The 22,421-nt window shown below is 70.6% G+C and carries 22 protein-coding genes and 1 pseudogene; 12 read left to right on the plus strand and 11 right to left on the minus strand.

Going from position 1 to position 22,421, the window contains the following annotated elements; all coding sequences use genetic code 11:
- Positions 1–4: 4 nt before the first annotated feature.
- Both FB559_RS28670 and FB559_RS28675 read right to left on the minus strand, forming a co-directional pair.
- Positions 5–640, minus strand: a complete 636-nt coding sequence (locus FB559_RS28670; protein ID WP_141959441.1) for a hypothetical protein — start codon at positions 638–640, stop codon at positions 5–7.
- Positions 641–653: 13 nt separating this feature from the next.
- Positions 654–2,051 (minus strand): selenium-binding family protein, encoded by a 1,398-nt coding sequence (locus FB559_RS28675; protein WP_141959443.1) that lies wholly within the window; start codon positions 2,049–2,051, stop codon positions 654–656.
- Between the two features lie 202 nt (positions 2,052–2,253).
- On the opposite strand from FB559_RS28675, the gene pdhA reads away from it, so the two are divergent.
- Complete coding sequence (gene pdhA, locus FB559_RS28680; RefSeq protein ID WP_246122142.1) at positions 2,254–3,312, plus strand: pyruvate dehydrogenase (acetyl-transferring) E1 component subunit alpha; 1,059 nt, start codon at positions 2,254–2,256, stop codon at positions 3,310–3,312.
- Positions 3,313–3,402: 90 nt separating this feature from the next.
- Here pdhA and FB559_RS46850 read toward each other — a convergent pair.
- A pseudogene (locus FB559_RS46850) lies at positions 3,403–3,735 on the minus strand (TetR-like C-terminal domain-containing protein); the annotation flags it as partial.
- A gap of 19 nt (positions 3,736–3,754) precedes the next feature.
- Here FB559_RS46850 and FB559_RS28690 point away from each other — a divergent pair.
- The 4 genes from FB559_RS28690 to FB559_RS28705 all read left to right on the plus strand — a co-directional run bounded on the left by FB559_RS28690 (position 3,755) and on the right by FB559_RS28705 (position 6,754).
- A complete protein-coding gene (locus FB559_RS28690) occupies positions 3,755–4,348 on the plus strand; it encodes a glycoside hydrolase family 113 protein (RefSeq protein WP_141959447.1) in 594 nt (197 codons plus the stop codon).
- 186 nt (positions 4,349–4,534) lie between these two features.
- Positions 4,535–4,768, plus strand: a complete 234-nt coding sequence (locus FB559_RS28695; protein WP_141959449.1) for a hypothetical protein — start codon at positions 4,535–4,537, stop codon at positions 4,766–4,768.
- Positions 4,769–4,816: 48 nt separating this feature from the next.
- Positions 4,817–5,134, plus strand: a complete 318-nt coding sequence (locus FB559_RS28700) for a GroES family chaperonin (protein ID WP_141959451.1) — start codon at positions 4,817–4,819, stop codon at positions 5,132–5,134.
- 687 nt (positions 5,135–5,821) lie between these two features.
- Entirely contained in the window at positions 5,822–6,754 is a 933-nt protein-coding gene (locus FB559_RS28705) for a hypothetical protein (protein ID WP_141959453.1), read from the plus strand.
- 33 nt (positions 6,755–6,787) lie between these two features.
- On the opposite strand, the gene FB559_RS28710 is transcribed toward FB559_RS28705, so the two are convergent.
- Together FB559_RS28710 and FB559_RS28715 are read right to left on the minus strand one after the other, a co-directional pair.
- Positions 6,788–10,027: a glucodextranase DOMON-like domain-containing protein gene (locus FB559_RS28710; protein WP_141959455.1), complete on the minus strand. Its 3,240-nt coding sequence runs from the start codon at positions 10,025–10,027 to the stop codon at positions 6,788–6,790.
- A gap of 99 nt (positions 10,028–10,126) precedes the next feature.
- Complete coding sequence (locus tag FB559_RS28715; protein ID WP_141959456.1) at positions 10,127–10,918, minus strand: S1 family peptidase; 792 nt, start codon at positions 10,916–10,918, stop codon at positions 10,127–10,129.
- A 184-nt stretch (positions 10,919–11,102) separates the two neighbouring features.
- Between FB559_RS28715 and FB559_RS28720 the strand changes: the two genes are divergently transcribed.
- Positions 11,103–11,879, plus strand: a complete 777-nt coding sequence (locus FB559_RS28720) for an SDR family NAD(P)-dependent oxidoreductase (RefSeq protein WP_141959458.1) — start codon at positions 11,103–11,105, stop codon at positions 11,877–11,879.
- Here FB559_RS28720 and FB559_RS28725 read toward each other — a convergent pair.
- Positions 11,848–13,095: an FAD-dependent monooxygenase gene (locus tag FB559_RS28725; protein ID WP_141959460.1), complete on the minus strand. Its 1,248-nt coding sequence runs from the start codon at positions 13,093–13,095 to the stop codon at positions 11,848–11,850. The two genes, FB559_RS28720 and FB559_RS28725, sit on opposite strands and share 32 nt — an antisense overlap.
- A 180-nt stretch (positions 13,096–13,275) precedes the next feature.
- Here FB559_RS28725 and FB559_RS28730 point away from each other — a divergent pair, with 180 nt between their 5' ends.
- Together FB559_RS28730 and FB559_RS28735 are read left to right on the plus strand one after the other, a co-directional pair.
- Positions 13,276–14,235 (plus strand): TetR/AcrR family transcriptional regulator C-terminal domain-containing protein, encoded by a 960-nt coding sequence (locus FB559_RS28730; RefSeq protein ID WP_141959462.1) that lies wholly within the window; start codon positions 13,276–13,278, stop codon positions 14,233–14,235.
- Positions 14,236–14,326: 91 nt separating this feature from the next.
- Positions 14,327–15,766, plus strand: a complete 1,440-nt coding sequence (locus FB559_RS28735; RefSeq protein ID WP_141959464.1) for a flavin-containing monooxygenase — start codon at positions 14,327–14,329, stop codon at positions 15,764–15,766.
- Between the two features lies 1 nt (position 15,767).
- Here the strand turns inward: FB559_RS28735 and FB559_RS28740 are convergent, their stop codons facing one another.
- Positions 15,768–16,985: a D-alanyl-D-alanine carboxypeptidase family protein gene (locus tag FB559_RS28740; RefSeq protein WP_141959466.1), complete on the minus strand. Its 1,218-nt coding sequence runs from the start codon at positions 16,983–16,985 to the stop codon at positions 15,768–15,770.
- Between the two features lie 130 nt (positions 16,986–17,115).
- On the opposite strand from FB559_RS28740, the gene FB559_RS28745 reads away from it, so the two are divergent.
- A complete protein-coding gene (locus tag FB559_RS28745) occupies positions 17,116–17,850 on the plus strand; it encodes an SDR family NAD(P)-dependent oxidoreductase (protein WP_141959468.1) in 735 nt (244 codons plus the stop codon).
- A gap of 31 nt (positions 17,851–17,881) precedes the next feature.
- On the opposite strand, the gene FB559_RS28750 is transcribed toward FB559_RS28745, so the two are convergent.
- Complete coding sequence (locus FB559_RS28750) at positions 17,882–18,235, minus strand: DoxX family protein (RefSeq protein ID WP_141959470.1); 354 nt, start codon at positions 18,233–18,235, stop codon at positions 17,882–17,884.
- A gap of 98 nt (positions 18,236–18,333) precedes the next feature.
- On the opposite strand from FB559_RS28750, the gene FB559_RS28755 reads away from it, so the two are divergent.
- Positions 18,334–18,681, plus strand: coding sequence for a winged helix-turn-helix transcriptional regulator (locus tag FB559_RS28755; protein WP_221640216.1), 348 nt, complete (start codon positions 18,334–18,336; stop codon positions 18,679–18,681).
- A 102-nt stretch (positions 18,682–18,783) separates the two neighbouring features.
- Here the strand turns inward: FB559_RS28755 and FB559_RS28760 are convergent, their stop codons facing one another.
- The 3 genes from FB559_RS28760 to FB559_RS28770 all read right to left on the minus strand — a co-directional run bounded on the left by FB559_RS28760 (position 18,784) and on the right by FB559_RS28770 (position 20,508).
- Positions 18,784–19,476: a maleylpyruvate isomerase family mycothiol-dependent enzyme gene (locus FB559_RS28760; protein ID WP_246122144.1), complete on the minus strand. Its 693-nt coding sequence runs from the start codon at positions 19,474–19,476 to the stop codon at positions 18,784–18,786.
- 75 nt (positions 19,477–19,551) lie between these two features.
- Positions 19,552–19,962 carry a hypothetical protein gene (locus tag FB559_RS28765; protein ID WP_141959474.1) on the minus strand — a complete coding sequence of 137 codons (411 nt, stop codon included), beginning with the start codon at positions 19,960–19,962 and terminating at the stop codon, positions 19,552–19,554.
- 30 nt (positions 19,963–19,992) lie between these two features.
- The gene (locus FB559_RS28770; protein ID WP_425455087.1) at positions 19,993–20,508 is read right to left on the minus strand and encodes a MarR family winged helix-turn-helix transcriptional regulator; all 516 of its coding nucleotides are present in this window, start codon (positions 20,506–20,508) and stop codon (positions 19,993–19,995) included.
- Between the two features lie 65 nt (positions 20,509–20,573).
- Here FB559_RS28770 and FB559_RS28775 point away from each other — a divergent pair, with 65 nt between their 5' ends.
- Both FB559_RS28775 and FB559_RS28780 read left to right on the plus strand, forming a co-directional pair.
- Entirely contained in the window at positions 20,574–21,752 is a 1,179-nt protein-coding gene (locus FB559_RS28775; RefSeq protein ID WP_141959476.1) for a homogentisate 1,2-dioxygenase, read from the plus strand.
- Between the two features lie 209 nt (positions 21,753–21,961).
- On the plus strand, positions 21,962–22,306 hold the full coding sequence (locus FB559_RS28780; protein ID WP_141959478.1) for a hypothetical protein: 345 nt from the start codon (positions 21,962–21,964) through the stop codon (positions 22,304–22,306).
- Positions 22,307–22,421: the final 115 nt, after the last annotated feature.

Below are 22,421 nucleotides of genomic sequence, written 5' to 3' on the forward strand. Positions count from 1 at the left end.
CCGGCTATACGGCGATGAGCAGGGTGGTGGCGCCCGCGGCGATGAGCGCCGCCGCCCACAGCCGGTCCAGGTTGAACCACGCTCGTCGCAGGATGGTCAGGCCCACCACCTCGTAGACGACGACGGCGATCACGCCCGCGACCGCGAGCATCGCCATCGTGTGCACGAGGGTCACGAAGATCGCGGCCGACACCGCGTCGCCGGCGCCTCCGGTCATCCCGTGGGCGTGAGAGCCCGTGACCGACCCGTGGGTCAGGATCGGCAGCAGCATCAGGCCCGCGCCGTGTGCCGAGGACATCAGGAACGACCACCCGGCGAGCTGCCACAGCGTCAGCCGCATGCCCACCCAGCGGAAGTGCCGGGTGGACAGCAGCCGCCACAGGCCGAAGCCGACGAGCACGATGCCGCCCGCGATCGAGACCACCCGCGAGGTCAGCACCGACCCGGTCAGGGTCACGACCACCGCGACGAGGAACACCGACGCGGCGTGCCCGGCCGCGATCGCCGGCAGTGACTGGAGTACGAGCGCCCGCGACCGCTCCTGCAGGCCACGGGCGACCGCGAACAGCCAGCCCATCCCGGGATTCAGGCCGTGGAAGGCTCCCAGTGCCACGAGTGCGATCAGCGAGCCGTCCTTCATCGGCGGGCCCGTCTCACGGATAGCAGTACGAGTCGGAGGACGCGTCGCCGCCCTGGAGACGGGTCTGGTGCACACGGAGCCCGCGGAAGTCGTCGCCGCTGGGGAAGAACCGCGTGTCGAAGGTGAACTCCTGTCCCGAGTCGACCTTGGCCATCCACGCCCCGACACCGTCGGGGTAGAACTGGTCGTCCCAGGCCCCGTACAGGGAGTTCGTGACGTACACGCGCTCGCCGTCGCGGCTGACCTCGACCATCTGCGGCCCGCCGGCGAGCGGCTCGTCCGGCGCGGAGGGGTGCGGCGTACGGTTCACGATCCCGCCGATGCGTACGGACCCGGCCTCCACCGGATTGAACGGGTCGGTCACGTCGTAGCGCTTCAGCTCACCCGTGCCCCAGCACGAGACGTACAGGAAACGGTCGTCCACCGAAAGGTCGATGTCGGTGACCAGCGGCGGTACGGCCCCGAATGGCGCGATCACCGGCGGCAGGTCCTCCGCGGCGGCGGGCTCGGCCGGGATCGTGATGACCTCGCGGACCCTGAACGACCCGTCCTCGCGGTACCAGACCCACACCGAGGCGGACAGGTCCTCGACGCTGACCACCACGCCGACGAAGCCGTACGTCTTGGTCGGGTCGTGCGCGGGCCGCAGCTCCAGCACCATCTGGTGTTCGTCGCCCAGGTCGACACGCTGCAGGTGGCGGCGTTTGCGCAGGTCCCAGAAGTGCAACGCGTGACCGTACGCGCGGCCGAGCAGCAGGTCGGCGTCGACCCCGTCCTCGATCATCGACGGGGTGCCCCACTCGGAGGTGACCACCACGTCGTGGGCGATGTGCCACCAGACGTCGTACGCGAGGTACTGCGGTCCGCGGTCGACCTCCCAGCGGCCGAGCACCTCGAAGGAGTTGTGGTCGAGCAGCGCGATCCCGCCCGGACCTTCGTCGCCGTTCGCCCCGCCGAGCGCGGAGACGTACAGCCCCTCGGGCCCGCAGTGCACGGTGTGCGGCCGGGAGTAGCCCGCGTGCTTGGCCAGCTCCTCCGGCTCGAGGATCTTCTTGATGGCGGGTTTGACCGGGTCGTCCTTGACGTCGATGACGTACACGCGCGACGAGCGCAGTCCCGGCACGACCAGGTAGCGGCGTTCGATGTGCGGATGCGGGGCGTACGGGCAGAGTGCGCTGCTACAGGCGTTCCACCCGAAATGATGGAGTTCGTCGCCCTTGTAGGGAACGTCGGTCCAGCCGACGACGGAACCATAGGAGCCCGACGCCGGGTCGACGTCGAGCACCGCGATGGCGTCGGGCTTGTCGGCCGCCCGGTCGAAGGCGGCGACGTACGCGAGAGATTCCGGCGGCGCGCTCGCGGCGTCACGAGGAGAGGGGTAGAAGGTCGGGTCGGGCTTCCAGAGGGCCACGCCACACTCCTTCCCGCAGCGGCATCGGCTCGTCTGCCGCAGGACCAGGGCCGCCGTTCATCGTGTCTCAGATTCCCTAGCCGTTCAATGGAGAATTTACGAGGACGCCCGAACAACTGTCAGATCCGGACAGTGACGGGCTACGCCGGTTTGTACCCGGCCGCATGCCGGGCGTAGCAGGCGACTGGCAAAATCAGTCCGCGTGACCGAACTCGTGCAGCTGCTCAGTCCCGAGGGCGAAAGACTCGAACACCCCGCCTACCCGCTCGAGATCACCGGAGAGCAGGTCCAGGGACTGTTCCGCGACATGTCGCTCGCCCGGCGGCTCGACACGGAGGCGATGGCGCTGCAGCGGCAGGGTGAGCTGGGGTTGTGGGCGCCGCTGCTCGGTCAGGAGGCCGCGCAGGTCGGCGCCGCCCGTGCGCTGGCCCCCGAGGACTACGTCTTCCCCAGCTACCGCGAGCACGCCATCGCCTTGGCCCGTGGCATCACGGTGACCGACCTGCTGAAGCTCTGGCGGGGTACCGACCACGGCGGCTGGGACGCGGACAAGGTCCGGATGGCCGGCTACGCGATCGTGCTGGGCGTGCAGACGCTGCACGCGGTCGGGTACGCCATGGGCGTCCAGCGCGACGGAGCGGCCGAGGCCGTACTCGCCTGCTTCGGCGACGGCGCGAGCAGCCAGGGCGACGTCAACGAGGCTTTCGTGTGGGCGGGCGCGCAGAACGCTCCCGTCGTCTTCCTCTGCCAGAACAACCAGTTCGCGATCTCCGCGCCGGCCGAGACCCAGTCACGGGTGCCGCTCTACCAGCGCGCGTCCGGCTTCGGCTTCCCCGGTGTGCGCGTCGACGGCAACGACGTGCTCGCCTGCCTGGCGGTCACGCGCGCCGCGCTCGACCGCGCGCGCGACGGCGAGGGGCCGATGATGATCGAGGCCTTCACCTACCGGATGGGCGCGCACACGAGCTCGGACGACCCGACCCGCTACCGGGCGAGCGCCGAGCTGGAGGCGTGGCGGATGAAGGACCCGATCGAACGCGTCCGCGCGTACCTCACCAAGAACGAGCTGGCCGACGACGCCTTCTTCGAGCTGGTGGACGCCGAGGCCGACGAGCTGGGCCGTCAGGTACGCGCCGACTGCCGCGCGCTGCCGGACCCGAGGCCAGAGGCGATCTACGAGCACGTGTACGCCGGCGTGCACGAGCAGCTCGAAGAGGAGCGCGCCGCCTTCACCTCCTACCTGGAGAGCTTCACCGACTGACGGCCGCGCACCAGCGGCAGGTACACCATGGTCGACGATCTCGACGAGGACGCTGTCGGGAACACTGGCGATCCCGCGCGTGAGGTACTCATGGCGCAGCAGGGTCATGGCGACCGTGGCGACCCGCGGGTGGAGGGCTTCGGGCTCGACCTCGCCCCGGGCCACGGCGCGTCCGAGAACGGTGAGCCACATGCCGGACCCGCTGTCGATGGCCTGCTCGTTCAGCTGCGCGAGCAGTTCCGGCTCGTCGCCGATGCTCGAGAGCAGGCCGCGGAGGATCTCCCCGGCCGGTGAGGCCAGGTCGCGGTTGATCCGGCGCAGCAGCGTGGGCGTCGTCGCGCAGCTCGCCGGTGTCGGGGATCCGCAGCTCGGCTTCGGCCAGCCTTCACCGAACGAGCGGCCTTCCTGAGCGGCGTGTCGCACCCCGCGCCGTGGCGAGGCGATGGCGGAGCTCCCGAGACACTTCAACGACTTCCTCGGCAAGGCCGCCGCGCTCGCCCGCGAGCGGTTCGGCGGGAGGATCAGCTACGCCTCGCTGCCGTTCGAGGGTGTCGACTGGGAGCCGTTCGACCTCGTCTCGACCGACGCCGGCTACCGGTCGACCGAGGACGCCGACCAGTACCGCGAAGGCGTCCGTGCGCTCGCCGTACACGGAAAGCCGGTCGCGATCACCGAGTTCGGGTGCACGACGCACCGCGGGGCGGCCCGCAAGGGCGGTCACGGCGTGATGATCGTCGAGTGGGACGGCGCCACACCGGTCCGGCTGAACGGCGACCACACCCGTGACGAGCACGAACAGGTCGCGTACCTGCGCGAGCAGCTTGAGATCTTCGACACCGAGGGCGTCGACGCCGCGTTCGTCTACACCTTCGCCAACTTCCACTTGCCGCATCGCGACGACCCTCGCGAAGATCTGGACATGGCCAGTGCGGGCGTGGTCAAGGTGCTGGAGGGCCGCCGGGGCCACACCTACCCCGACATGCCATGGGAGCCCAAGGCCGCTTTCACCGCACTCGCCGACTACTACCGCGAGTGAGGCCGTGCGCCGCCCGGGGTGCCGGAATGACGCCCCGGACCGCCCTGATCGACGTTGTCCGTGAGGTTTCAGCGACCCTGAGTGGACGTATATGGGGGTCCGTTGCCTAGGATGTGCTTTCCTCGACATTCGCGGTGGCCGGACGGGCCGAGCACGGTCCTGAGCCCCGCTTCCGGAGGAGGATCGGTGAGCACTCCGAAAACGCGAGACAACCTCGATCTGGCCGCGACCGCACGCGAGGTGGCGGACCGAGCACCGGCCGGATCGTTCGAGAAGGCCGTCGCCGGTTCGGTCGCCGTCACGTGCGCGACGACCCGAACCCTCGATGAGGCCAGAGACGTCCTGCGCGGCGTCGTCCCGGTGGAGGTACGCCGGCCGGCGATCGAGTTCCTTGACCGTCTCGCGGTGGACAACCCGTAGTCCACCGCGCCGAACCCCAAGTGTCCGGCACAAAGTAGACTCCGCCTCGTGGCCGAGGCGAAGTTCGAAATTCAGATGCTGGCCGACCGGGTCATGGTGCGCCCCGACAAGGAGGGGGAGCGCCGCAGCACCGGAGGCATCGTCATTCCCGCGACGGCCGAGCTGGCGAACCGGCTCGTCTGGGGCGAGGTTTGTGGCGTGGGCCATCACGTGCGCTCGGTCAAGGTCGGCGACAAGGTCCTGTTCAAGGACGAGGACCAGTTCGAGGTCGAGGTCCAGGGCGCGATGTACTTCGTGATGCGCGAACGCGACCTCCACGCCGTCGCCAGCGAACGCCCCGAGTACGGCACCGGCCTCTACCTGTAGCGGTCCTTCCTTTCCCATCCCCTTCGGGGCCGTAAGACTGCCGTGTGCCGTTTTTTCCGGCGGGTATGAGCGGTACGGGCGCAGTCAGCGGGGACGGGTGACGGGAGGGCCGTAATGGCCTCGACATTGGCGATCACGCTCGCCATCATCGTCATTCTGGTCGGCACCGTGGCCACGGTCATCACGGCCACACGCAGAGGTGGCCGCCCGGAGGCTCGTACGGACGCGGACTTACCGCGACACGAGCGTGAGGCGTCCGGAAGCGACGCGCCCACCGGCTCTTTCGCCGACGTCTCGGGGCGGATGACGAGTGCGTACCTAGGTGATGACTCCAGGAGTTTCGAATACGAGTCGCAGGACGAACTTCCCCACCGGCTGAAAGAGCAAATCAAGCAGTTGGTGTCGGCGCTCTACAGACCGCACGCGACCGTCTCTTCCCCTGGTGGGACGCATTTCGGCTCGTCCCGGCTGACAGAGGCCACCTCGCAGGCGCCCGGACTCCACCCATTTCTCGTCACGGAGATCGGTGGCGGAGGGTCTGCCGGCGAGGCCGAGTCGAACTTGACGGTGCACAGTGGGGAAGGCGTCGCCACGACCATCGTCTGGGCCATCGAGGTCATGCCTGACCCGAGATCCGCGACACCACCGACGTCCGCATCGGGGCCGGGCAGGACATCGGCCGACCCCTTGGATACGCGAGCCGTCCCGGCCGCACCACGGCGGATCCGCCCGGACGCGACCGTAGAGCCGAACGGCCCGGACGCCGATCGCCTGGTCATCCTGATCGACACCGCCTTCGCCGACACGCTCCTCGCGCTCGTGCTCGATGCGCCTCAGGGAATCGACTACAACACCACTTTCACCCTGATAAAGATCGGGATCCGGCCGCGCCTCTTCCTGATCAAGGTGTCGGCCATGACGCTGGGCGCCATCCTCAAGGCGCACGGACTGGCGGTGCTCGCTCCCGCGCTGACGAGGATCCTGACGGACGTCCTCAACCCGCTCCTCGATTGGCTGTCCGGCCCGGACACGCGGCACGAGACGACCATGAAGCTCCTCGACGGGCTGACTACCCTCTCCTACGCCGAAGACGGCAGCATCGACGGCTCGAACGCCCTCCGGTCCTGGTCGGCCAAGCAGTTCGGCGAACGAAACCAGGCCATCTCGGACTCCACGGGCACGCCAGGACCCGCCCCCGTCCAGCGCGACAGACCCCCGGCCTCCACCACCTCGACCACGGGGGACGACAAGGCCGGACTCGCGTGGGAGATCGAGGAGACCGGAACGACCACAGGACAACGACCGGCGACCGGCCGGACCGGCGAGCGACTAACACACCAGGCCGAGGGACAAGCGGGAGACCAGGCCGCAGCTCCAACGGCTCCTGACGCCAGCGAGGTCGCCGGCTCATCGGCCACGCAGGAAGGGCCTGAACCGGCGCCGATATCCACGGGAGAAGATGCGGCCGCAGTGGACGGTCAGGGCGTCTCCGGTCCGTCGGAGACCCAACGGATCTTGTCGATGCTACGGCCGGACGACCCTGACGACGGGGCGGCACCGCCGAACGGCCCTGCCACCGGGGGATCATCCCCGACCGGCCGTGGGCCGACCGCCGTCTGAGGCCGCGCAACGCCGCCGCGCCGGAGGCGGATGTCAGGGGATCGCGACCGACCGGATGACCACCGGTCCCTTCGTCGGGTCCAGCTCGCTCTCCTGGGAGACGCCGGACGGTGTGATCACGTCCATGGCGCGGGGGACCGTCGCCGGGTCGGCCGAGCAGATCGCGCTCGAGGTGTCCGGTCCGCAGACCCCGAAGGTGTACGGCTGCGGTGTGGGCGCGAAGGCGCGTGCCTGGTCGGCGCTGAAGCCGTCCTGGCCGTGCAGCACCGTCGCGAACTCCCATCCCGTGCCCGGCGTGCCGAAGGTCGCCTTCGGCAGTGCGATCGTGATGGTCCGGGTGGTCGCCGACGAACGCACCGCCGCGCCGCTCCTGGCATCACCTGCGGCGTCGACCCACACGGGCGCCGCGAAGCCCTGGACCTCGATCCGCTGCGTCCAGGAGTCCCCCAGCGTGTAGTTCCGCTGTGGCGAGGCCGCCTGCGACGACGCGGGGGACGCGCCCGGCTGCCGTACGTACACGTCCAGGAGCTGCGCGCCGAGAGGGCTGCCGAACGTCGGCGTGAGGTCACGCAGCCGTGCCTGGAGGTAGACCGTGTTCGCGTCGCTGATGACCTGGAACCGCTCCAGGTCGAACGCCCCCGGATGGAAGTCGGCCGCCGTCGGGTAGGCGAAGGTCCCCGGCCCGTGGTCGTCGCCGTCGGCGTCCGTGACGTCCAGCGCGGTGGTACCCCCGGTGAGCTCGCCGACGACCGTCCGCTGTGCGTAGGCCGTACGCCCGTGATCGGTGGCCGACGCCGTGAGAACCGTCGTGCCGAAGCTCACCGGCACCCGGACCGCGAACGTCCCGTCCGTACCCGCGCGCGCCGAGGCGACCGTGGTGTCACCGCCCACGTCGGTTCCGGCCGAGGCGACCTCGATCTGGGCGCCGGGAGCCGTCGTGCCGCTCACCTCGACCGTCGTACCGGAGACCGAGGCGCCGTCCGCCGGCCCGGTGAGGGTCAGCGGCAGCGTGCCCGGCGCGTGGGCGTAGCGGTCGCGTACGGCCTTCGGCTGCTCGAGCGGGCGCCCGGCGCCGACGTCCAGCGCGAGCCGTACGACCTGGGCCTGCGCCCAGGTGAGCGGGGAGGCCGAGCCGGCCGCCTGGCCGTTCGTGAAGCCGATCGAGGCGGTGGCCGGGTCGGCGCTGTACGCGCTCGCGGGCAGGTCCGGGTCCTCCCAGGCCTGCTCGGGCACCAGGCCGACCGAGGAGTAGCGGCTCATGGAAGTGAGCAGGGCCGCCGCCGACCGCGGGTCGCGTACCTGCAGGTCGTGCTCTGCCCGCTCACCGGACAGCACCGGCCACACGTGCCCCGAGCCGGTGTTCCCGGTCGGCCACGGCCTGCCGTCCGGATCGCAGGCGGTGGGGTCGGCCACGTGACAGTCGCCGTAGCCGTCCTCGGTCCCGGCCGTGTCGGAGCCGTAGCGGTACCAGGAGCGGCCGGTCGGCGTCGTGGCCCCGATGACCTTGTCCACGACCGGCAGCGAGGCGGTCACGTCCGGGTCGTCGGGGGCGAGGACGCCCAGGCGGGTCAGCTCCAGGAACCCGGCGTCGATCACGCGCCGCTGGTCCTCGGTGGGCCCGCCGTTGCCGAGCCCGTACGTGGTCGGGGCGTCCGGGTCGCCGTCCTTGGAAAGCCGCAGGAAGTAGCGCTTGGCGTACGGGCCGGTCGTGGTGACCGTCCAGCCCTTCACCGAACGCGCGAAGTGGTCGGCGGTCGCGCGGTAGAGGCGGGCGCGCGCGCCGTCGCCCTGCCGGTCGGCGATCTCACCGGCGGCCACCAGTCCGGCGATCTCGGCGGCGATGGTCGAGGGGGAGTACCCGGACTGCTCCTCCCAGCGTTCGACGCCGAAGGACGGGCCGTGGGAGAGCAGGAAGTCCTCGGCCTTGCGCACGTGGTCACGCCACAGGTCCCTGTCGCCGCCGAGACCGGCCTGGTAGGCCATGAGGATCGGGTAGGCGGTCTCGTCGAGCTGGTCACCGCCGGTGTCGGGGGCGACCTGGCCGTTCAGGAGCGAGTTGCGCGGCAGCCTGCCGTCCGGCAGCTGCTGGCGCTCCAGCAGGAACCGCGCGGTCGCCTTCGCCGTCGCGAGGTCGCCGTCGGTGAGGAACCCGGTGAACGCCTCGTACAGGTCGCGGGAGAAGACCTCGCGGTAGGAGCCGAAGTAGGTCGGCTGCCCGCCGGTCCGGTCCGCCGCGCTGAGCGCCTGTCCCCACGGGCTGGCCAGTGAGGCGACGACCGCGCCGGGGAAGGTCTTGTCCTCGCTCGCCTTGATGACGTTGGCGGACAGGTAGTAGGCGTTCGCGTACGCGGCGGGCGGCCGCCGCAGGCCGCGGTCGTAGGCGCGCCAGCCGTTCTCGTAGTCGTTCGCGGTCGCGGTGAAGGAGCGCGCGGCGGCGGCTCCGGCCGTGTCCGTGGCCTGGCCGGCGGTACGCCCGAAGCCGAGTGCGAAGGTCGACTCACCGTGGTCGAGGGGCAGCTGGGCGGTCGCGACGACGTTGCCGTCCGGCGCCTCGCCGCCCGGCGTGAGCGTGTGGTGGGCGTCCAGCATCGCCTGCCCGTCGCTCGCGGTGCCCGCGTAGCCGACACTCGCCTGTGGCAGCGGCCGGTCGGCGCGCAGGGCCAGGTGCGTGGGGACGGCGTAGTCGCGGTTCGTGGCACTGGTACGGGTGTTCGCGTCGCTCACCACCGGCACGCCGTGGCTGATGGTCCCGGTGTCGCCGCCCGCGTTCGCCTCGCCGCCACCGCCGTTGCCGTTGATGCTGGTGTCGAGCCGTACGTACAGCCGGAGCGGCGCCTTGGCCTCGAGCCGGGTGCGCACGACCACGGCGTCGCGACGCGGGTCGGTCAGGTAGGTCGTGACGAGGCGGTACCGCCCGGCCTTGCTCGACGTCGTGACGGTGCAGGCCATGCCGGTCGGGTCGGTGCGCACCGTGTACGTCGTGTCGCGGCCCTGCAGCTCGGTGAAGGTGCGCCCGTCGGTCACCGCGAACCGCATCGACTCGACGTCGGTGTTGTCGATGGTCGGCTCGTAGACGTCGGACAGGACCCCGCCCGCCACCGTGAACCAGACCTTCGACCCGCCGTGGGCGGTGCCGACACAGTCCTTACGCGCCAGGTCGAAGTGGGATGTGGAGCCGGGCCCGTCCGGCGCGGCGTTGGCGGCGCCGTTCGTCACCGCGACCAGCGGGACGGCGAGCGCGACGGCGAGCACGGCGGTGTGCGGACGGCGCATGGCGAGGCTCCTGCGGTTTGTTGTGCCGCCCAGCAAATGCCCGCTGCCGATCCACTGTCAATGTCCGGATACGGCCTTATCTGGCCTCTATGTCCCCGGTCAGAGCGGCAGCGTGAACGACGACAGCCGCGTGTAGACGCCCGGGTAGCCGGACCGCGCGCAGCCGTACGCCCACGAGGTCAGTCCGGCGAGCCTGCCCTGGATGACGAGCGGGCCGCCGCTGTCGAACTGGCACGTGTCGTGCTGTGGCCCGCCCGCGCAGACCATGTCGCGCTTGTCGAAGGACGAGCCGTACGCGTCCCCGCACCGCGCGTCGGGGACGAGCGGGATCTGCGCCCCGCGCAGATGGAAGTTGAGCAGGTCGGTCTCGGACGTGGTGCCCCAGCCGTACACCTGCGCGGGCACGTTGTTCGGGTAGAGGCCGCCACGGCCGATCACCGGCAGCGGGGCCCGGTCGAGGATGGGCCGCGACAGGGTCAGCAGCGCCACGTCGTTGTGCTCGACCGTCTCGCCCTTGAACGTCGTCTCCTTGAAGCCCGGCTGCACCCAGATCGACTTGACCTGGACGCTCTCACCGTCCTTCTTGGAAAGGTCGGCGCGGCCGAACGTGGCGCTCAGCAGGGTCGGCAGAGGCCGGAGGAAGTCGACGCAGTGCGCGGCCGTCACCACCTTGGCGGGCGCCACCAGGACGCCGCCGCAGAACTGCCCGGACGGCCGGATGACGAACGCCGGCGTGCCGATGGCGGCGAGCCAGACCGGCGGGGTCGCGATGGCGCTACCGCCGACGATCGCGCCGGCGGGCGGCGCCGTGGCCAGACTCGCGCCGGCCGAAGCGGTGCACAGCAACGCCGCCGTGGCGACGGCGGCGAGACGGCGAGAGAACAGGGGCATGGGGGGAGACCTCCGTCCAGATGGGGCCAAACCTAGCGGTACCGTCCACCGTCGCGCGAGCCGGGATCCGCCGCTGGTGCCGGGTTTTCCGGCCGATGGGACGGAAGAGCGCTGGACCATGCGGGGCGTACGTAGCCTGAACAGGTCCGCGGGGTAAGGGCAGGCGTCTCGGGGGAGATACGCGATGGGAACTCTGGACGGAAAGGTCGCCGTGATCACCGGCGCGACGAGCGGGATCGGGGCCGCCGTCGCGCGGCTGTTCGTCGCCGAGGGCGCGTGGGTGGTCATCGGCGGGCGGCGCGAGGAGATGGGCGAGGCACTGGCCCGAGAGCTGGGCGGGCCGGCGAGCTTCCGGCGGACCGACGTCACCGTCGAGGCCGACGTCGAGGCGCTCGTGGGGCACGCCGTCGACGAGTACGGGCGGCTGGACGTGATGGTCAACAGCGCCGGTGGCCCAGGGCACTGGGAAGGCGTCGCCGACATCGACCTGGAGGTCTTCCAGAGCGTGCTGTCGGCCCATCTCGGCGGAGTGGTCCTGGGCACCAAGTACGCCGCGCGGGCGATGGTCCCGCGCAGGTCGGGGACCATCATCAACCTGGCGAGCACGAGCGGCCATCTGGCCGGCTGGTGCGGACCGGACCACTCGACCGCGAAGGCCGCCGTCCTCCACTTCACCCGCTGTGCCGCGGTCGAACTGGGGGAGCGCGGTATCCGGGTGAACAGCGTCTCGCCGGGCGTCGTCCCGTCCGGCGTCTGCGACTACCAGCCCATCCGCCGGACGGGCACCGCCGAGGACGTCGCCGCGGCCGCGCTCTGGCTCGCCGGCGACGCCACCGGTCTGGCCAACGGCCACGATCTCGCCCTCGACGAGGGCATCTCCGCCGGCCGCTCCGGCTCCGTCTCCGTCTCACGTGCCGAATGCGCCGGCCTCACGACGGCGTCCGGCCGCGCGCGTCCCTGACGGCCCTGTCCTGGCGCACGGCCGTGTGCTCGTAGTCGGGCAGAGCGATGTTGCCCGCCTTGGCGAACTGCGCGGCGACCAGTGCCCGCATCGGCCACCAGGTCATCGAACGCATCGACACGGCTCGCATCCGGATGGCGAACGCGCTGGACGGCGCGTACCCGGACACGCCGCCCGGAGGGAGTTTCTGCGCCTCGGTGACGTACGGCCGCATGATCTGGTCGTACTTCCCGAAGGCGACCCGGTGGTCGTCGGACGCGGCGAGCTCGCCGGCGAGCACGTACGCGCCGACCAGGGCCAGGCTGGTCCCCAGCCCGGTGAGTGGCGTCGGGCAGTAACCGGCGTCGCCGACCAGCGCCGCCCGGCCTCGCGACCAGTGGTCGAGGCGTACCTGGCCCACCGAGTCGAGGAAGAAGTCCGGCGCGGCGTCCATCGCCCGCAGCAGGCGCGGGACCTCCCATCCGATGCCGCCGAAGTGGCGGGCGACCAGGGCGCGCTGTGCGACGGTGTCACGGCGGTCGTACGCGATGGGCGGGGACCGGAAGCTGAGGCCGGCCTTGATCTCGCCGGGAAGGCGGCCGGGCCGGACCGAGGCGACGAGCCCGCCTGGCGCGTTGTACATCAGGAACCAGCCGTCGAGGTCCATCTCCTCGACGGCCGTGAACCACGCCGTGTAGAGGTCCAGGGAACGGACGCATTCCGTCTCCGGGCCGAAGGCCAGGGCGCGTACGGCGGAGTGGAGTCCGTCGGCGCCGATGACCAGTCCGAACCGGCGTGGGCTCGCCTTCTCGAACGTGACGTTCACCCCGTCGTCGTCCTGGTCGAGCCCGGTGATCGTGTCGTCGAACACGTACTCGGTGTCGGGCAGGGTCGCCTCGTACAGCAGGCCGCCGAGGTCGTCGCGCAGGATCTCGATCTCCGAGACGATCCCCTCGCCGCCGAAGGCGTCCGCGGGCAGCCGGGCCTTGGTCCGGCCGGCGGCGTCGACGAACGCGAGGCCCCTCTGGTCGACGGTCAGGGCACGTACCTGGTCCATCAGGCCCATCCGGGTGATGACGTCACGGCCGGCGCCGCGCAGGTCCACGGTCTGGCCTCCGGGGCGGGGCGCCGGGGCGCGCTCCACCACCGTGACGGCGAAGCCCGCTCTGCGTAGCCAGTACGCCAGCGTGGCCCCCGCGATGCCGGCGCCGGAAACGAGTACCTCGGTGTTTTGCATGCGAGGAATGTACGACGTACGCTTCCTGCTCGGCAAGCCGTTTCAACAGGGCGTTCTCGATTAGTGCACTAGTGCTCAGACGCATGGCTGCGCTACGGATCGGCGGTGACCGGAGACGTCGCCGCAGCATGGCGCTAGGGTGGTCCGCGCCGCAGGTGCACTAGTGCGGAGGTGATCGTGGTGGACGGCAGGGAAGCATCGCGCTCCGGCCAGATCGTCGCCGAACTACGGCGGCGGATCGAGACGGGTGAGCTGGCGCCGGGCGACCGGGTGCCCTCGACCCGGGAGATCACCCGGCGGTGGAACGTCGCGATGGCGACCGCCACCAAGGTGCTCACGCAGCTCCGTCACGAAGGCCTGGTCCGCGCGGTGCCCGGCGTCGGCACGGTCGTCGGTACCGGTGTGAGTCCGGGGACCGTGCCTCCACGGGACGTCCCGCGCACTGGTGCGGCTTCGTCCCGCAAGAGCGGCGCGGACCGGACGCTGACGCGCGCGCGGATCGTCACCACGGCCATCGCCGTCGCCGACGCCGAGGGCCTGGCCTCGGTCTCGATGCGCCGGGTGGCCGGAGAGCTCGGCGTAGCGACGATGTCGTTGTACCGGCACGTCACGGACAAGGACGACCTGCTGACGCGGATGATGGACACCAGCTTCTCAGAATGGCCGTTCCCCGACGAACCGCCGGCGGGCTGGCGTGAGCGGCTCGAGCTCGCAGGCCGGATGCTGTGGGCGATGTTCCGCCGGCATCCGTGGCTCGCGTGGGCCCTCTCGGTGACACGGCCACAGCCGGTCGCCAACGCCATACCGTTCACCGAGTGGGTGCTCGCCTCCCTGGACGGCCACGGCCTCGACCTCCAGACGATGCTCACCACGCACATCACGCTGTTCAACCACGTGCGCGGCACCGCGATCAACATCGAGACCGAGGTGGAGGCCGAAGCGCTCAGCGGCCTGGACGCCGACGAGTGGATCAACACCCAGGTGCCGGCGCTGCGCGCGGTCCTCGCCACCGGCCGGTTCCCGACCTTCGAGCGGCTCGTCGCGGAGGACTACGACTTCGACCTCGACGACCTCTTCGAGTTCGGCATGCATCGCATCCTCGACGGCGTCGCCGTGCTCCTCGGCGAGACGCCGTCCTGACGTCGCCGTCCGCGACCTCACGGACGGGAACTTCGAGACAGCCCTAGCCGCAGGAAGATCGCTTTGGTTTCATGCGGACAGGAGGCGTTACATGTCTGAGTCGTGCGGTGTCGTCATTATCGGGGCCGGTTTCGGCGGGATCGGGATGGCGATCCGGCTCAGACGTGCGGGTGTTCGTGACGTGGTCGTCCTGGAGAAGGCCGCCACGCTGGGCGGCACCTGGCGGGACAACATCTACCCGGGCGCGGCCTGCGACATCCCCTCCCACCTGTACTCCTTCTCCTTCGAGCGCCGGCGTGACTGGTCCCGCAGGTTTCCGCCGCAGGAGGAGATCTTGGCCTACCTGCGGGACTGCGCCGCCAAGTACGGGATCGAACCGAGGTTCGGCAAAGAGGTCGAGGAGGCCTCCTTCGACGAGGACCACGGGCTGTGGCGGGTGCGCACGACCGCGGGTGAGGAGCTCACGGCGCGGGCGCTGGTCGCCGCGTGTGGCCAGCTCAACCGGCCGGCCTACCCCGGTGTCCCGAACGCCTTCGGGGGTACGGCCTTCCACTCGGCGCGCTGGAACCACGGCTATGACCTGAGGGGCAAGCGCGTGGCGGTGATCGGCACCGGGGCGAGCGCCATCCAGTTCGTGCCGCACGTGGCCGAGCAGGCCGAACAGGTGCACGTCTTCCAGCGGACGCCCCCGTACGTCGTCGAAAAGCCCGACCGGCCCTACGCCGGGTGGGAGCGGTGGCTGTTGCGGTGGGTACCGGCGCTGCGGACGCTGAGCCGGATCAGGACCTACGCGCTGCTCGAGGCGCGCGGGCTGGCGTTCATCACCGCGCCTCGCCTGATGCGCCGCTACGAGCGGGCCTTCCGGCAGAGGCTCGCCGCGGAGGTCCCCGGCGACGCGCTCCGCACCGCACTGACCCCTGAGTACGTGATGGGATGTAAGCGCATCCTGCTGTCGGATGACTACTACGCCGCCCTGCGCCGGCCGGACGTCGAGCTGGTGACCGAGCCGATCGAGCGGATCTCCGAGACGGGCGTGGTCACCGCCGGCGGCCGGGAGCGTACGGTCGACGCGGTCATCTACGGCACCGGGTTCCGTACGCACGGCTTCGTGGCGCCGATGTCCGTACGCGGCCTGGGCGGGCGGGAGCTGAACGACGCGTGGCGCGAGGGCGCCGAGGCGTACCTCGGGATCGCGGTGAGCGGCTTCCCCAACCTGTTCCTGATCTACGGGCCGAACACCAACCTCGGCCACAACTCGATCATCTACATGCTGGAGTCGCAGTTCAACTACGTCGTCGGCTGCGTCCGTGCCCTGGCACGCGCGAGGTACATCGACGTGCGGCCGGATGTCCAGCACGCCTTCAACCGGGAGATCCAGGGCAGGTTCCGCGGCACGGTGTGGGCCAGGGGCTGCACGAGCTGGTACATGAACGCGGACGGAAAGATCGTCAACAACTGGCCCGGCTACACCTTCGCCTACCGGCGTGCGACCCGGCGCCCGGACCCCCGCGACTTTCGCGTGAAGGTGTGACTCAGCCGAGCCGGGTCAGGCGGTCCAGGAGACTCGGTGCCCGCAGCGGCCGGACGAGCCTGAGCGCGGTGTGCTCGCCGCCCGCGGTGACCGAGGCGACGGTACGGCCGGCGGGCGCGTGCCGAGGCGGCTTTCCCCCGACGCTGAGCCGGAGGGTGAGGCCGGGCCAGCCGGTCGCGGTGACCGGCACGGTGGCGGCCAGCGGGATCCGGTGCCCGTAGCCGTCGTCGACCCGTGCCACCACGGCACCACGCGGCGCCAGGGTGACGCGGGTGAGCGAGCTCTCGGCCGCCAGGATCAGCGACTGCGCGGCGGATACTGCCACCGCCGAGCTGGTCGTGTGCTGCTGGGCCATCACCGCGCCGATGAGCAGCCGCCCGCCCGTCCGCACGGCGAAGACGTAGTTGCCCCCGGCCTGGCTCGTGAACCCGGTCTTGCCACCGATCACGCCGTACGACCCGAGCAGGGTGTTCGCGCCCGAGCGCGTCTGGCCGCCGGTGCGCGGGGTGAACGTCGGCTTGCTCACCACCTCGGCGAAGGCGGGGATCCGCATCGCCGCGCGGAACAGGCGCACCTGGTCGGCCGCGGTGCTCACGGTGGTCGCGTCGAACCCGCTGGGGTCGGTGTAGTGGGTGCCGGTCATGCCGAGCCGGCGCGCCGTGGAGTTCATCTTCGCCGCGAACGGCGCGTCGCCGCCGGAGTCCCAGCGGGCGAGCTCGTGCGCGATGTTGTTCGCCGAGACGATCATCAGCGCCTCGAGGGCCTCCCGTTCGGTGAACGGCTGGTTCGCGACCACGTCGACGTGCGTCTCGTCGCGCGAGATCCGCCAGGGCAGCCGGGCGGCCTCCTCGGGGGAGACGTGGTAGGTGGGCCCCTCCTCGCCCCCGCGCAGCGGATGGTCCTGGAGGAAGACATAGGCGGTCATCACCTTGGCGACGCTCGCCGTCGGTGTCGGCTGCAGGCTGCCCGAGGCGCCCATCCGGCCGACCCCGTCGACGTCGAGCACGGCCTGACCGGCGGCCGGCCAGGGGAGGTTCAGCGCGCCGGGGATGGTGTGGCTCACGGGCGTGACGAGCCGCAGCCGTGCCGACGGCAGCGGGCGTACCATCTGGAACGCGACGAGCGCGAGCAGCAGCAACCCGGCGACCGCGCAGACGATCGCCAGTGCACGGCCGTTATGCCGCCTCGGCCCGCCGGTCTCCTCGGCGGGTGGCAACATGCGATCCGCGATGCCTGTCACCGCTCTACCCCCTGATGCTCAGAGCGGCGCAGAAATGCGCCGCGACCAGAGTAGATGCACGGAACGGCGAATCGGTTCGGCGACATGGCCGAACCAGTAACGTACGCGCATGCCCACCGCACTCATCACCGGCGCGACCGCCGGAATCGGCGCCGCCTTCGCCCGCCGGCTCTCCGCAGACGGTTTCGACCTGATCCTGCTCGCCCGCGACTCCGAGCGGCTCGCGCGCGCCGCCGAGGAGTACGGCGGCGCCGAGGTGGTCGTCGCCGACCTGTCCACGGAGGAGGGCATCGTCCGGGGCGAGGAGGCGGCGCGGCGCGCCGACCTGGTGGTCAACAACGCCGGGTTCGGGCAGAAGGGCCGGTTCCTCGAGGTGCCGATCGAGGACGAGGTGACCATGCTGCGGGTGCACTGCGAGGCGGTGCTTCGCCTGACGTACGCGGCGCTGCCGGAGATGCGCGAGCGCGGTCGCGGTGGCGTCATCAACGTCGCCTCGGTCGCGGCGTTCTTCTCCCGCGGCACCTATGGAGCCTCGAAGGCATGGGTGGTGAGCTTCAGCGAGGGCGTGGCACAGGCCGTTCCCGGCGTGCACGTCATGGCGCTGTGCCCGGGCTTCGTGCACACGGAGTTCCACGATCGCGCGAACATCGACATGTCCGGCATGCCCGGGGCGTTCTGGCTCGACGCGGACAACGTCGTCGACACCGCGATACGCGACTTCCGCCGTGGCCTGAGCACGAGCGTTCCCGGCGCCCAGTACAGGACACTCGTCGGCGCGAGCCGCTTCCTGCCGCGCAACCTCGTCGCACGGCTCTCCTCCCGTACCGGCCACAAGTACCGCTGACCGTCCGTCAGCGGCACTCCCATGCGTCGTCTCAGGCGCTGAGGACGCGGAGGACGAGCTCGACGGCCGCCAGGAGGCCCAGGGCGAGGGCCGGCCCGAACCCCGCGATCTTGTCGCCGGCGCGGAGGTGGAAGACGACGGCACCGGCCATCAGCACCACCAGACCGGCGGCGGCCGCGACGCCCAGCGGCCAGACGGCGAGGCCGACGAGCAGGCCGATCGCGCCGAGCAGCTCGGGGACGCCGATCAGCCGGAAGCGGCCGATCGGGATGCCGAGGTGGCCGGCGGAGTCCGAGGCCAGCTTGGCGCCGGCGAGCTTCTGTGCCCCGGAGGCGCCGAACGCCAGGGCGAGCAGGATGGCGAGGATCAGCGTGACGACGAACATCGGAACCTCCGTGACGGGGGGTGTTTCGCGCCCGAAGCCGCGTCACCCACTTACTTATTCCAAGTAACTAATACCACGTAACGGCCTATACTGCCTGTGTGCGGGATGGGTGTGAGCAGGCGAGCGCGGAGCTGACGCGGGTCTTCGCTCTGCTCGGCAAGCGGTGGAGCGGCCTCGTCGTCGCGGTGCTGACCGACGGCGCCGCGCGGTTCGCCGAGCTGCGGCGGGCGATCCCGGGCATCAGCGAGCGCATGCTGTCCGACCGGCTCTCGGAGCTGGCCGACGCGGGCCTGGTCGTGCGCGAGGTCCTCGAAGGCCCCCCACTGGGGGTCTCGTACCGCCTCACTCCCGCCGGGATGGCACTGCGCCCGGCGATGGAGGAGCTCAGCCGCTGGGCGGACGAGCACCTGAAGCCGGGCGAGCCCCTCATCGCGGGCGACTGCTGAGTCCGGCCGGGCGGCCGGTGGCCAACTGAGCACCGCCGTGCTCGCCGAAATGGGGCGTGCGGCGACCAGGCGCCGCCGGTCATCCCGTCGATCGGCGTCAGGTCACGCGAGGCAGCGGAGCGCCTCGCGGAGCCGCGGATCGAGCGGGTGGGAGGCCGGCAGGCGGCCCACCGTCGCGGAGACGAACTCGCACGGCGTCAGTGTGGCCCGCGCGCCGGCGGTGTTCACGTGGTAGCCGCCGTCGCCGTCCTGCTCGACCGAGACCGGCGCGGCACGCTCCGTCAGCGCGAAGGTGCCGAAGCGCGCCCGCCAGCGGACCCGCGCCGGTGTGGCGCTGTCCGGCACGCCGATGTCGTCCGCGTGCGTGGCGTACTCCGACGCGTAGTGGAAGACCTGGAGGCCGACCGGGTACGGGCCGCTCATCGTGGGCAGGGCCGCGTCCCTGCCGAGGGTCCGCAGCCGCCTGCGGGTGTCGCCGTTCTCGGTGCGCCACTCCTCCAGGACCTCCGCGACGGACCGGTCCCGGCGGGTGCGCACGGTCCAGTCGTTGAAGTCCGCGAGCGAGGTGATCCCGGCGCTCTCCATGCGTGCGGACAGGCCCTCGAGGTCGTCGTCCAGGCAGGCGTGGTTGTAGGCCTCCTCGCCGGCCAGGTGGGCGAGCACGTCGCGTACCGTCCAGCCGGCGCACCGGGACGAGCGCAGCCAGGCGGCGTCGTCCAGGCCCGCGAAGTAGCGGTCGAGCCGCTCCGCCTCCGTGTCGAGGATGGCGAAGGGGTCGAGGTCGTCCAGTCCCATGCGGACCATCCTGCCGCGACCTGGGGTGACGTTCACCGCTCAGGACGTCTCCGGCGCGTCCGTGTCGCGGAGGAATCAGCGGCTGCGGTAGTGGAGCGTGACACCGTACGCGACGGCCGAGTTGGACTTGGCGAGCTTGACGCCGGTCAGCGCGAAGTGCCCGACGACCAGGTTGCGGGGTGTCGAGGTCACCGTGATCGTGCGCCGGGCGTGGCTGCTCACATCGGTGAACGCGACCTTGATCTGCCCCGGGTGCAGCGCGCCGGTGTGTACGCGCAGGCCATGTGCGGTCTTCACGACGCCCGGACCGAGGAACAACACGGCCGACCGGTGCTGCGCCTTCTTGGCCTTGCCCGTCTTCTGCGGGGACGGGGAGGACTTTCGCGCGGCGGCGCGTTCCCTCCGCACCGCACCGGCCGGGTCGCTGCAGCCCGCCAGCAGCCCGATCGCGACGACCATTGCCGGAAGGCGTAGGCCTCCGCGCATGCTTCCTCCTCGTTGAATGACGAGGAAATCCTATCGGCGTCGGCGGGCGCCTTCGCGTGCGCCGAGCTTGGCGAGCAGCCGGGCCAGGGTGTCGCGCTCCTCGCCGGACAGGGTGTCGGCCCACAGCGTCTCGCGTGCGTTGTGCGTCACGAACGCACCACTGATGGCCTCCTCACCCTCGGCGGTGAGGCTGAGCCGTACGGCGCGGCGGTCGTGCACGGCGGGGACCTTGCTGACCAGGCCGTCACGGTCGAGGGTGCGTACGAGCGCCGAGACGGCCTGCCGGCTCATGCCGGACAGCTCCGCCGCGCGTTTGGCCTCCATCGGCCCGGCGATCCACAGGGTGAACAGCAGCCGGAACCCCGGATAGCTCCAGCCGCGCGGCCGGTGCACCACGGACTCCATGTCGTAGATCACCATGTTCGTCACCCGGTAAAGGGTGAGGATGAGGCGCATCGCGTCGGGGTCGATCTCCGGCAGCCGATCCCGGGCACGCTCGACCGCGGCGTCGACGAACGACCAGAAGTCGAGGTCTTGTGCGCTCACGGAGCACAGCTTAGAGTCGGATACAAGAAGTAATCAAAGCTTTTATTAATAAACCCGGAGCCGAGATGCCCTACTACCGCCGCGTCGGGGAGGTTCCCCGCAAACGCCACATCCAGTTCCGTAAGCCCGACGGTGGCCTGTACGCCGAGGAGCTGATGGGCGAAGAGGGGTTCTCCTCCGACTCGTCGTTGCTCTACCACGTGCATCTGCCCACCGCGATCCTCAAGAGCGAGGGCGTGGACCTGCCCGCCCACAGCGTGGGCGCGAGCCCGAACCACCCGCTCATGCCGCGCCACTTCAAGCCCCGCGACCTGACCACCGGCGGCGACCCGGTGCTCGGGCGGCGCCTGCTCATGGCCAACGACGACCTGCGCGTCTCGTACGTGGCCGCGGACGCCGACGCCGAGCTGTACCGCAACTCCGCCGGTGACGAATGCGTCTACGTCGAGGCCAGCACGGCCCGGCTGGAGTCGACCTACGGCGCGCTCGACGTCGGCCCCGGCGACTACGTCGTCATCCCGACCGGGACCATCCACCGTTTCGTGCGCACCGGCGACGAGTTGCTGCGGCTGATGGTGTTCGAGGCGTCCGGGCACATCCGGCCGCCGAAGCGCTACCTGTCGCAATACGGCCAGTTCCTCGAGCACGCGCCGTACAGCGAACGCGACCTGCGCACCCCGGAGGAGCCGCTGGTCCTGGAGGGCGAGGACGTGCCGGTGCTCGTACGGCACCGGGGCGGGCTGTCGCGGCTGACGTACCGCCACCATCCGCTCGACGTCGTCGGCTGGGACGGCCACCTGTACCCCTATGTCTTCAACATCGCCGACTTCGAGCCGATCGTGAAGCGCACCCACGCCCCGCCGCCGGTGCACCAGACGTTCGAAGGGCCCAATTTCGTCATCTGTTCGTTCTGTCCCCGGCCATTGGACTTTCACGACGACGCCATTCCGATCCCGTACAACCACCATAACGTCGACTCCGACGAGATGATGTTCTATGTCGGTGGTGACTATTCGGCGCGTAAGGGATCTGGCATCGATGTCGGATCGATCAGCCTGCATCCGTCCGGATTCACCCACGGACCTGCCCCGGGTGCCGTGGAGGGCGTCATCGAGGCGATGCGCAACGGCCACACGGAGACGACCGAGATGGCCGTCATGGTGGACACCTTCCGACCGCTGAACATCGGTGACCAGGCGTCATCGGTCGAAGTGGGCGACTACGCCTGGACGTGGGCGCGCTAGACCGGTCTCGCCCCATTCGCATTTTCCGCAGATGTCCGCACGAATCGAACCGCCCATTCGTCGCGAATAGAAAATGCGAAACAACGGCGTGTGACAAATGCTGGCCCGGGTAGAAGACGCACCGGATCCGGGTGCCTCGCTGTGCGGTTTCGAGCGGGGCATCCGGCTCCAGGAGACACGACTTCTTCTACCTGAAACGGAGATAATGCATGCGCAAAATGTGCACGCTCGGGACCGGAGTTCTCGCACTCGCCGCGGTAATGGGGACCGGTCTGGCCGCACACGCGGACAACGTGAGCCCGGCGGCGAAGCGGCATGTCGACGGCTACCAGATCGTCACCCTTCCCAACGCCAATGTCGGGAACTTCGCCCGGCGCACCGTGTACTGCCCGCCGGGCAAGCACGTGATCGGTGGCGGCGGCGAGGCGCAGGGCAACGACGCCATCCTGGTGGGGAGCTTCCCCACCCGGGACGGCCGCGGATGGATCGCGCTGGGCCGCCAGAACCGGTATGACTCGGTCGGCATCAGCGTGTACGCCATCTGCGCCTTCTAGCGCTGACCAAGGCACGAAGGTCTCCATCCGCCTCCATGGCGCGAGTGGCGGACGGAGAAGGCTCTCACGCTGCGGCCGCCGGCCTTTCCCCGAACACGCGGAAAGGCCGGCGGCC

Origin of the sequence: Actinoallomurus bryophytorum (assembly GCF_006716425.1) — a bacterium.
GTDB lineage: Bacteria > Actinomycetota > Actinomycetes > Streptosporangiales > Streptosporangiaceae > Actinoallomurus > Actinoallomurus bryophytorum.

Excerpts from the sequence above, each read along its gene's own strand:
- FB559_RS28735 (WP_141959464.1), top strand. The coding sequence starts at position 14,327 with ATGTCTGAGTCGTGCGGTGTCGTCATTATCGGGGCCGGTTTCGGCGGG.
- FB559_RS28775 (WP_141959476.1), top strand. The coding sequence starts at position 20,574 with ATGCCCTACTACCGCCGCGTCGGGGAGGTTCCCCGCAAACGCCACATC.
- FB559_RS28670 (WP_141959441.1), bottom strand. The coding sequence starts at position 640 with ATGAAGGACGGCTCGCTGATCGCACTCGTGGCACTGGGAGCCTTCCAC.
- FB559_RS28690 (WP_141959447.1), top strand. The coding sequence starts at position 3,755 with ATGGCGGAGCTCCCGAGACACTTCAACGACTTCCTCGGCAAGGCCGCC.
- FB559_RS28720 (WP_141959458.1), top strand. The coding sequence starts at position 11,103 with ATGGGAACTCTGGACGGAAAGGTCGCCGTGATCACCGGCGCGACGAGC.
- FB559_RS28740 (WP_141959466.1), bottom strand. The coding sequence starts at position 16,985 with ATGTTGCCACCCGCCGAGGAGACCGGCGGGCCGAGGCGGCATAACGGC.
- FB559_RS28750 (WP_141959470.1), bottom strand. The coding sequence starts at position 18,235 with ATGTTCGTCGTCACGCTGATCCTCGCCATCCTGCTCGCCCTGGCGTTC.
- FB559_RS28780 (WP_141959478.1), top strand. The coding sequence starts at position 21,962 with ATGCGCAAAATGTGCACGCTCGGGACCGGAGTTCTCGCACTCGCCGCG.
- FB559_RS28760 (WP_246122144.1), bottom strand. The coding sequence starts at position 19,476 with ATGGGACTGGACGACCTCGACCCCTTCGCCATCCTCGACACGGAGGCG.
- FB559_RS28725 (WP_141959460.1), bottom strand. The coding sequence starts at position 13,095 with ATGCAAAACACCGAGGTACTCGTTTCCGGCGCCGGCATCGCGGGGGCC.
- FB559_RS28710 (WP_141959455.1), bottom strand. The coding sequence starts at position 10,027 with ATGCGCCGTCCGCACACCGCCGTGCTCGCCGTCGCGCTCGCCGTCCCG.
- FB559_RS28745 (WP_141959468.1), top strand. The coding sequence starts at position 17,116 with ATGCCCACCGCACTCATCACCGGCGCGACCGCCGGAATCGGCGCCGCC.
- FB559_RS28765 (WP_141959474.1), bottom strand. The coding sequence starts at position 19,962 with ATGCGCGGAGGCCTACGCCTTCCGGCAATGGTCGTCGCGATCGGGCTG.
- FB559_RS28715 (WP_141959456.1), bottom strand. The coding sequence starts at position 10,918 with ATGCCCCTGTTCTCTCGCCGTCTCGCCGCCGTCGCCACGGCGGCGTTG.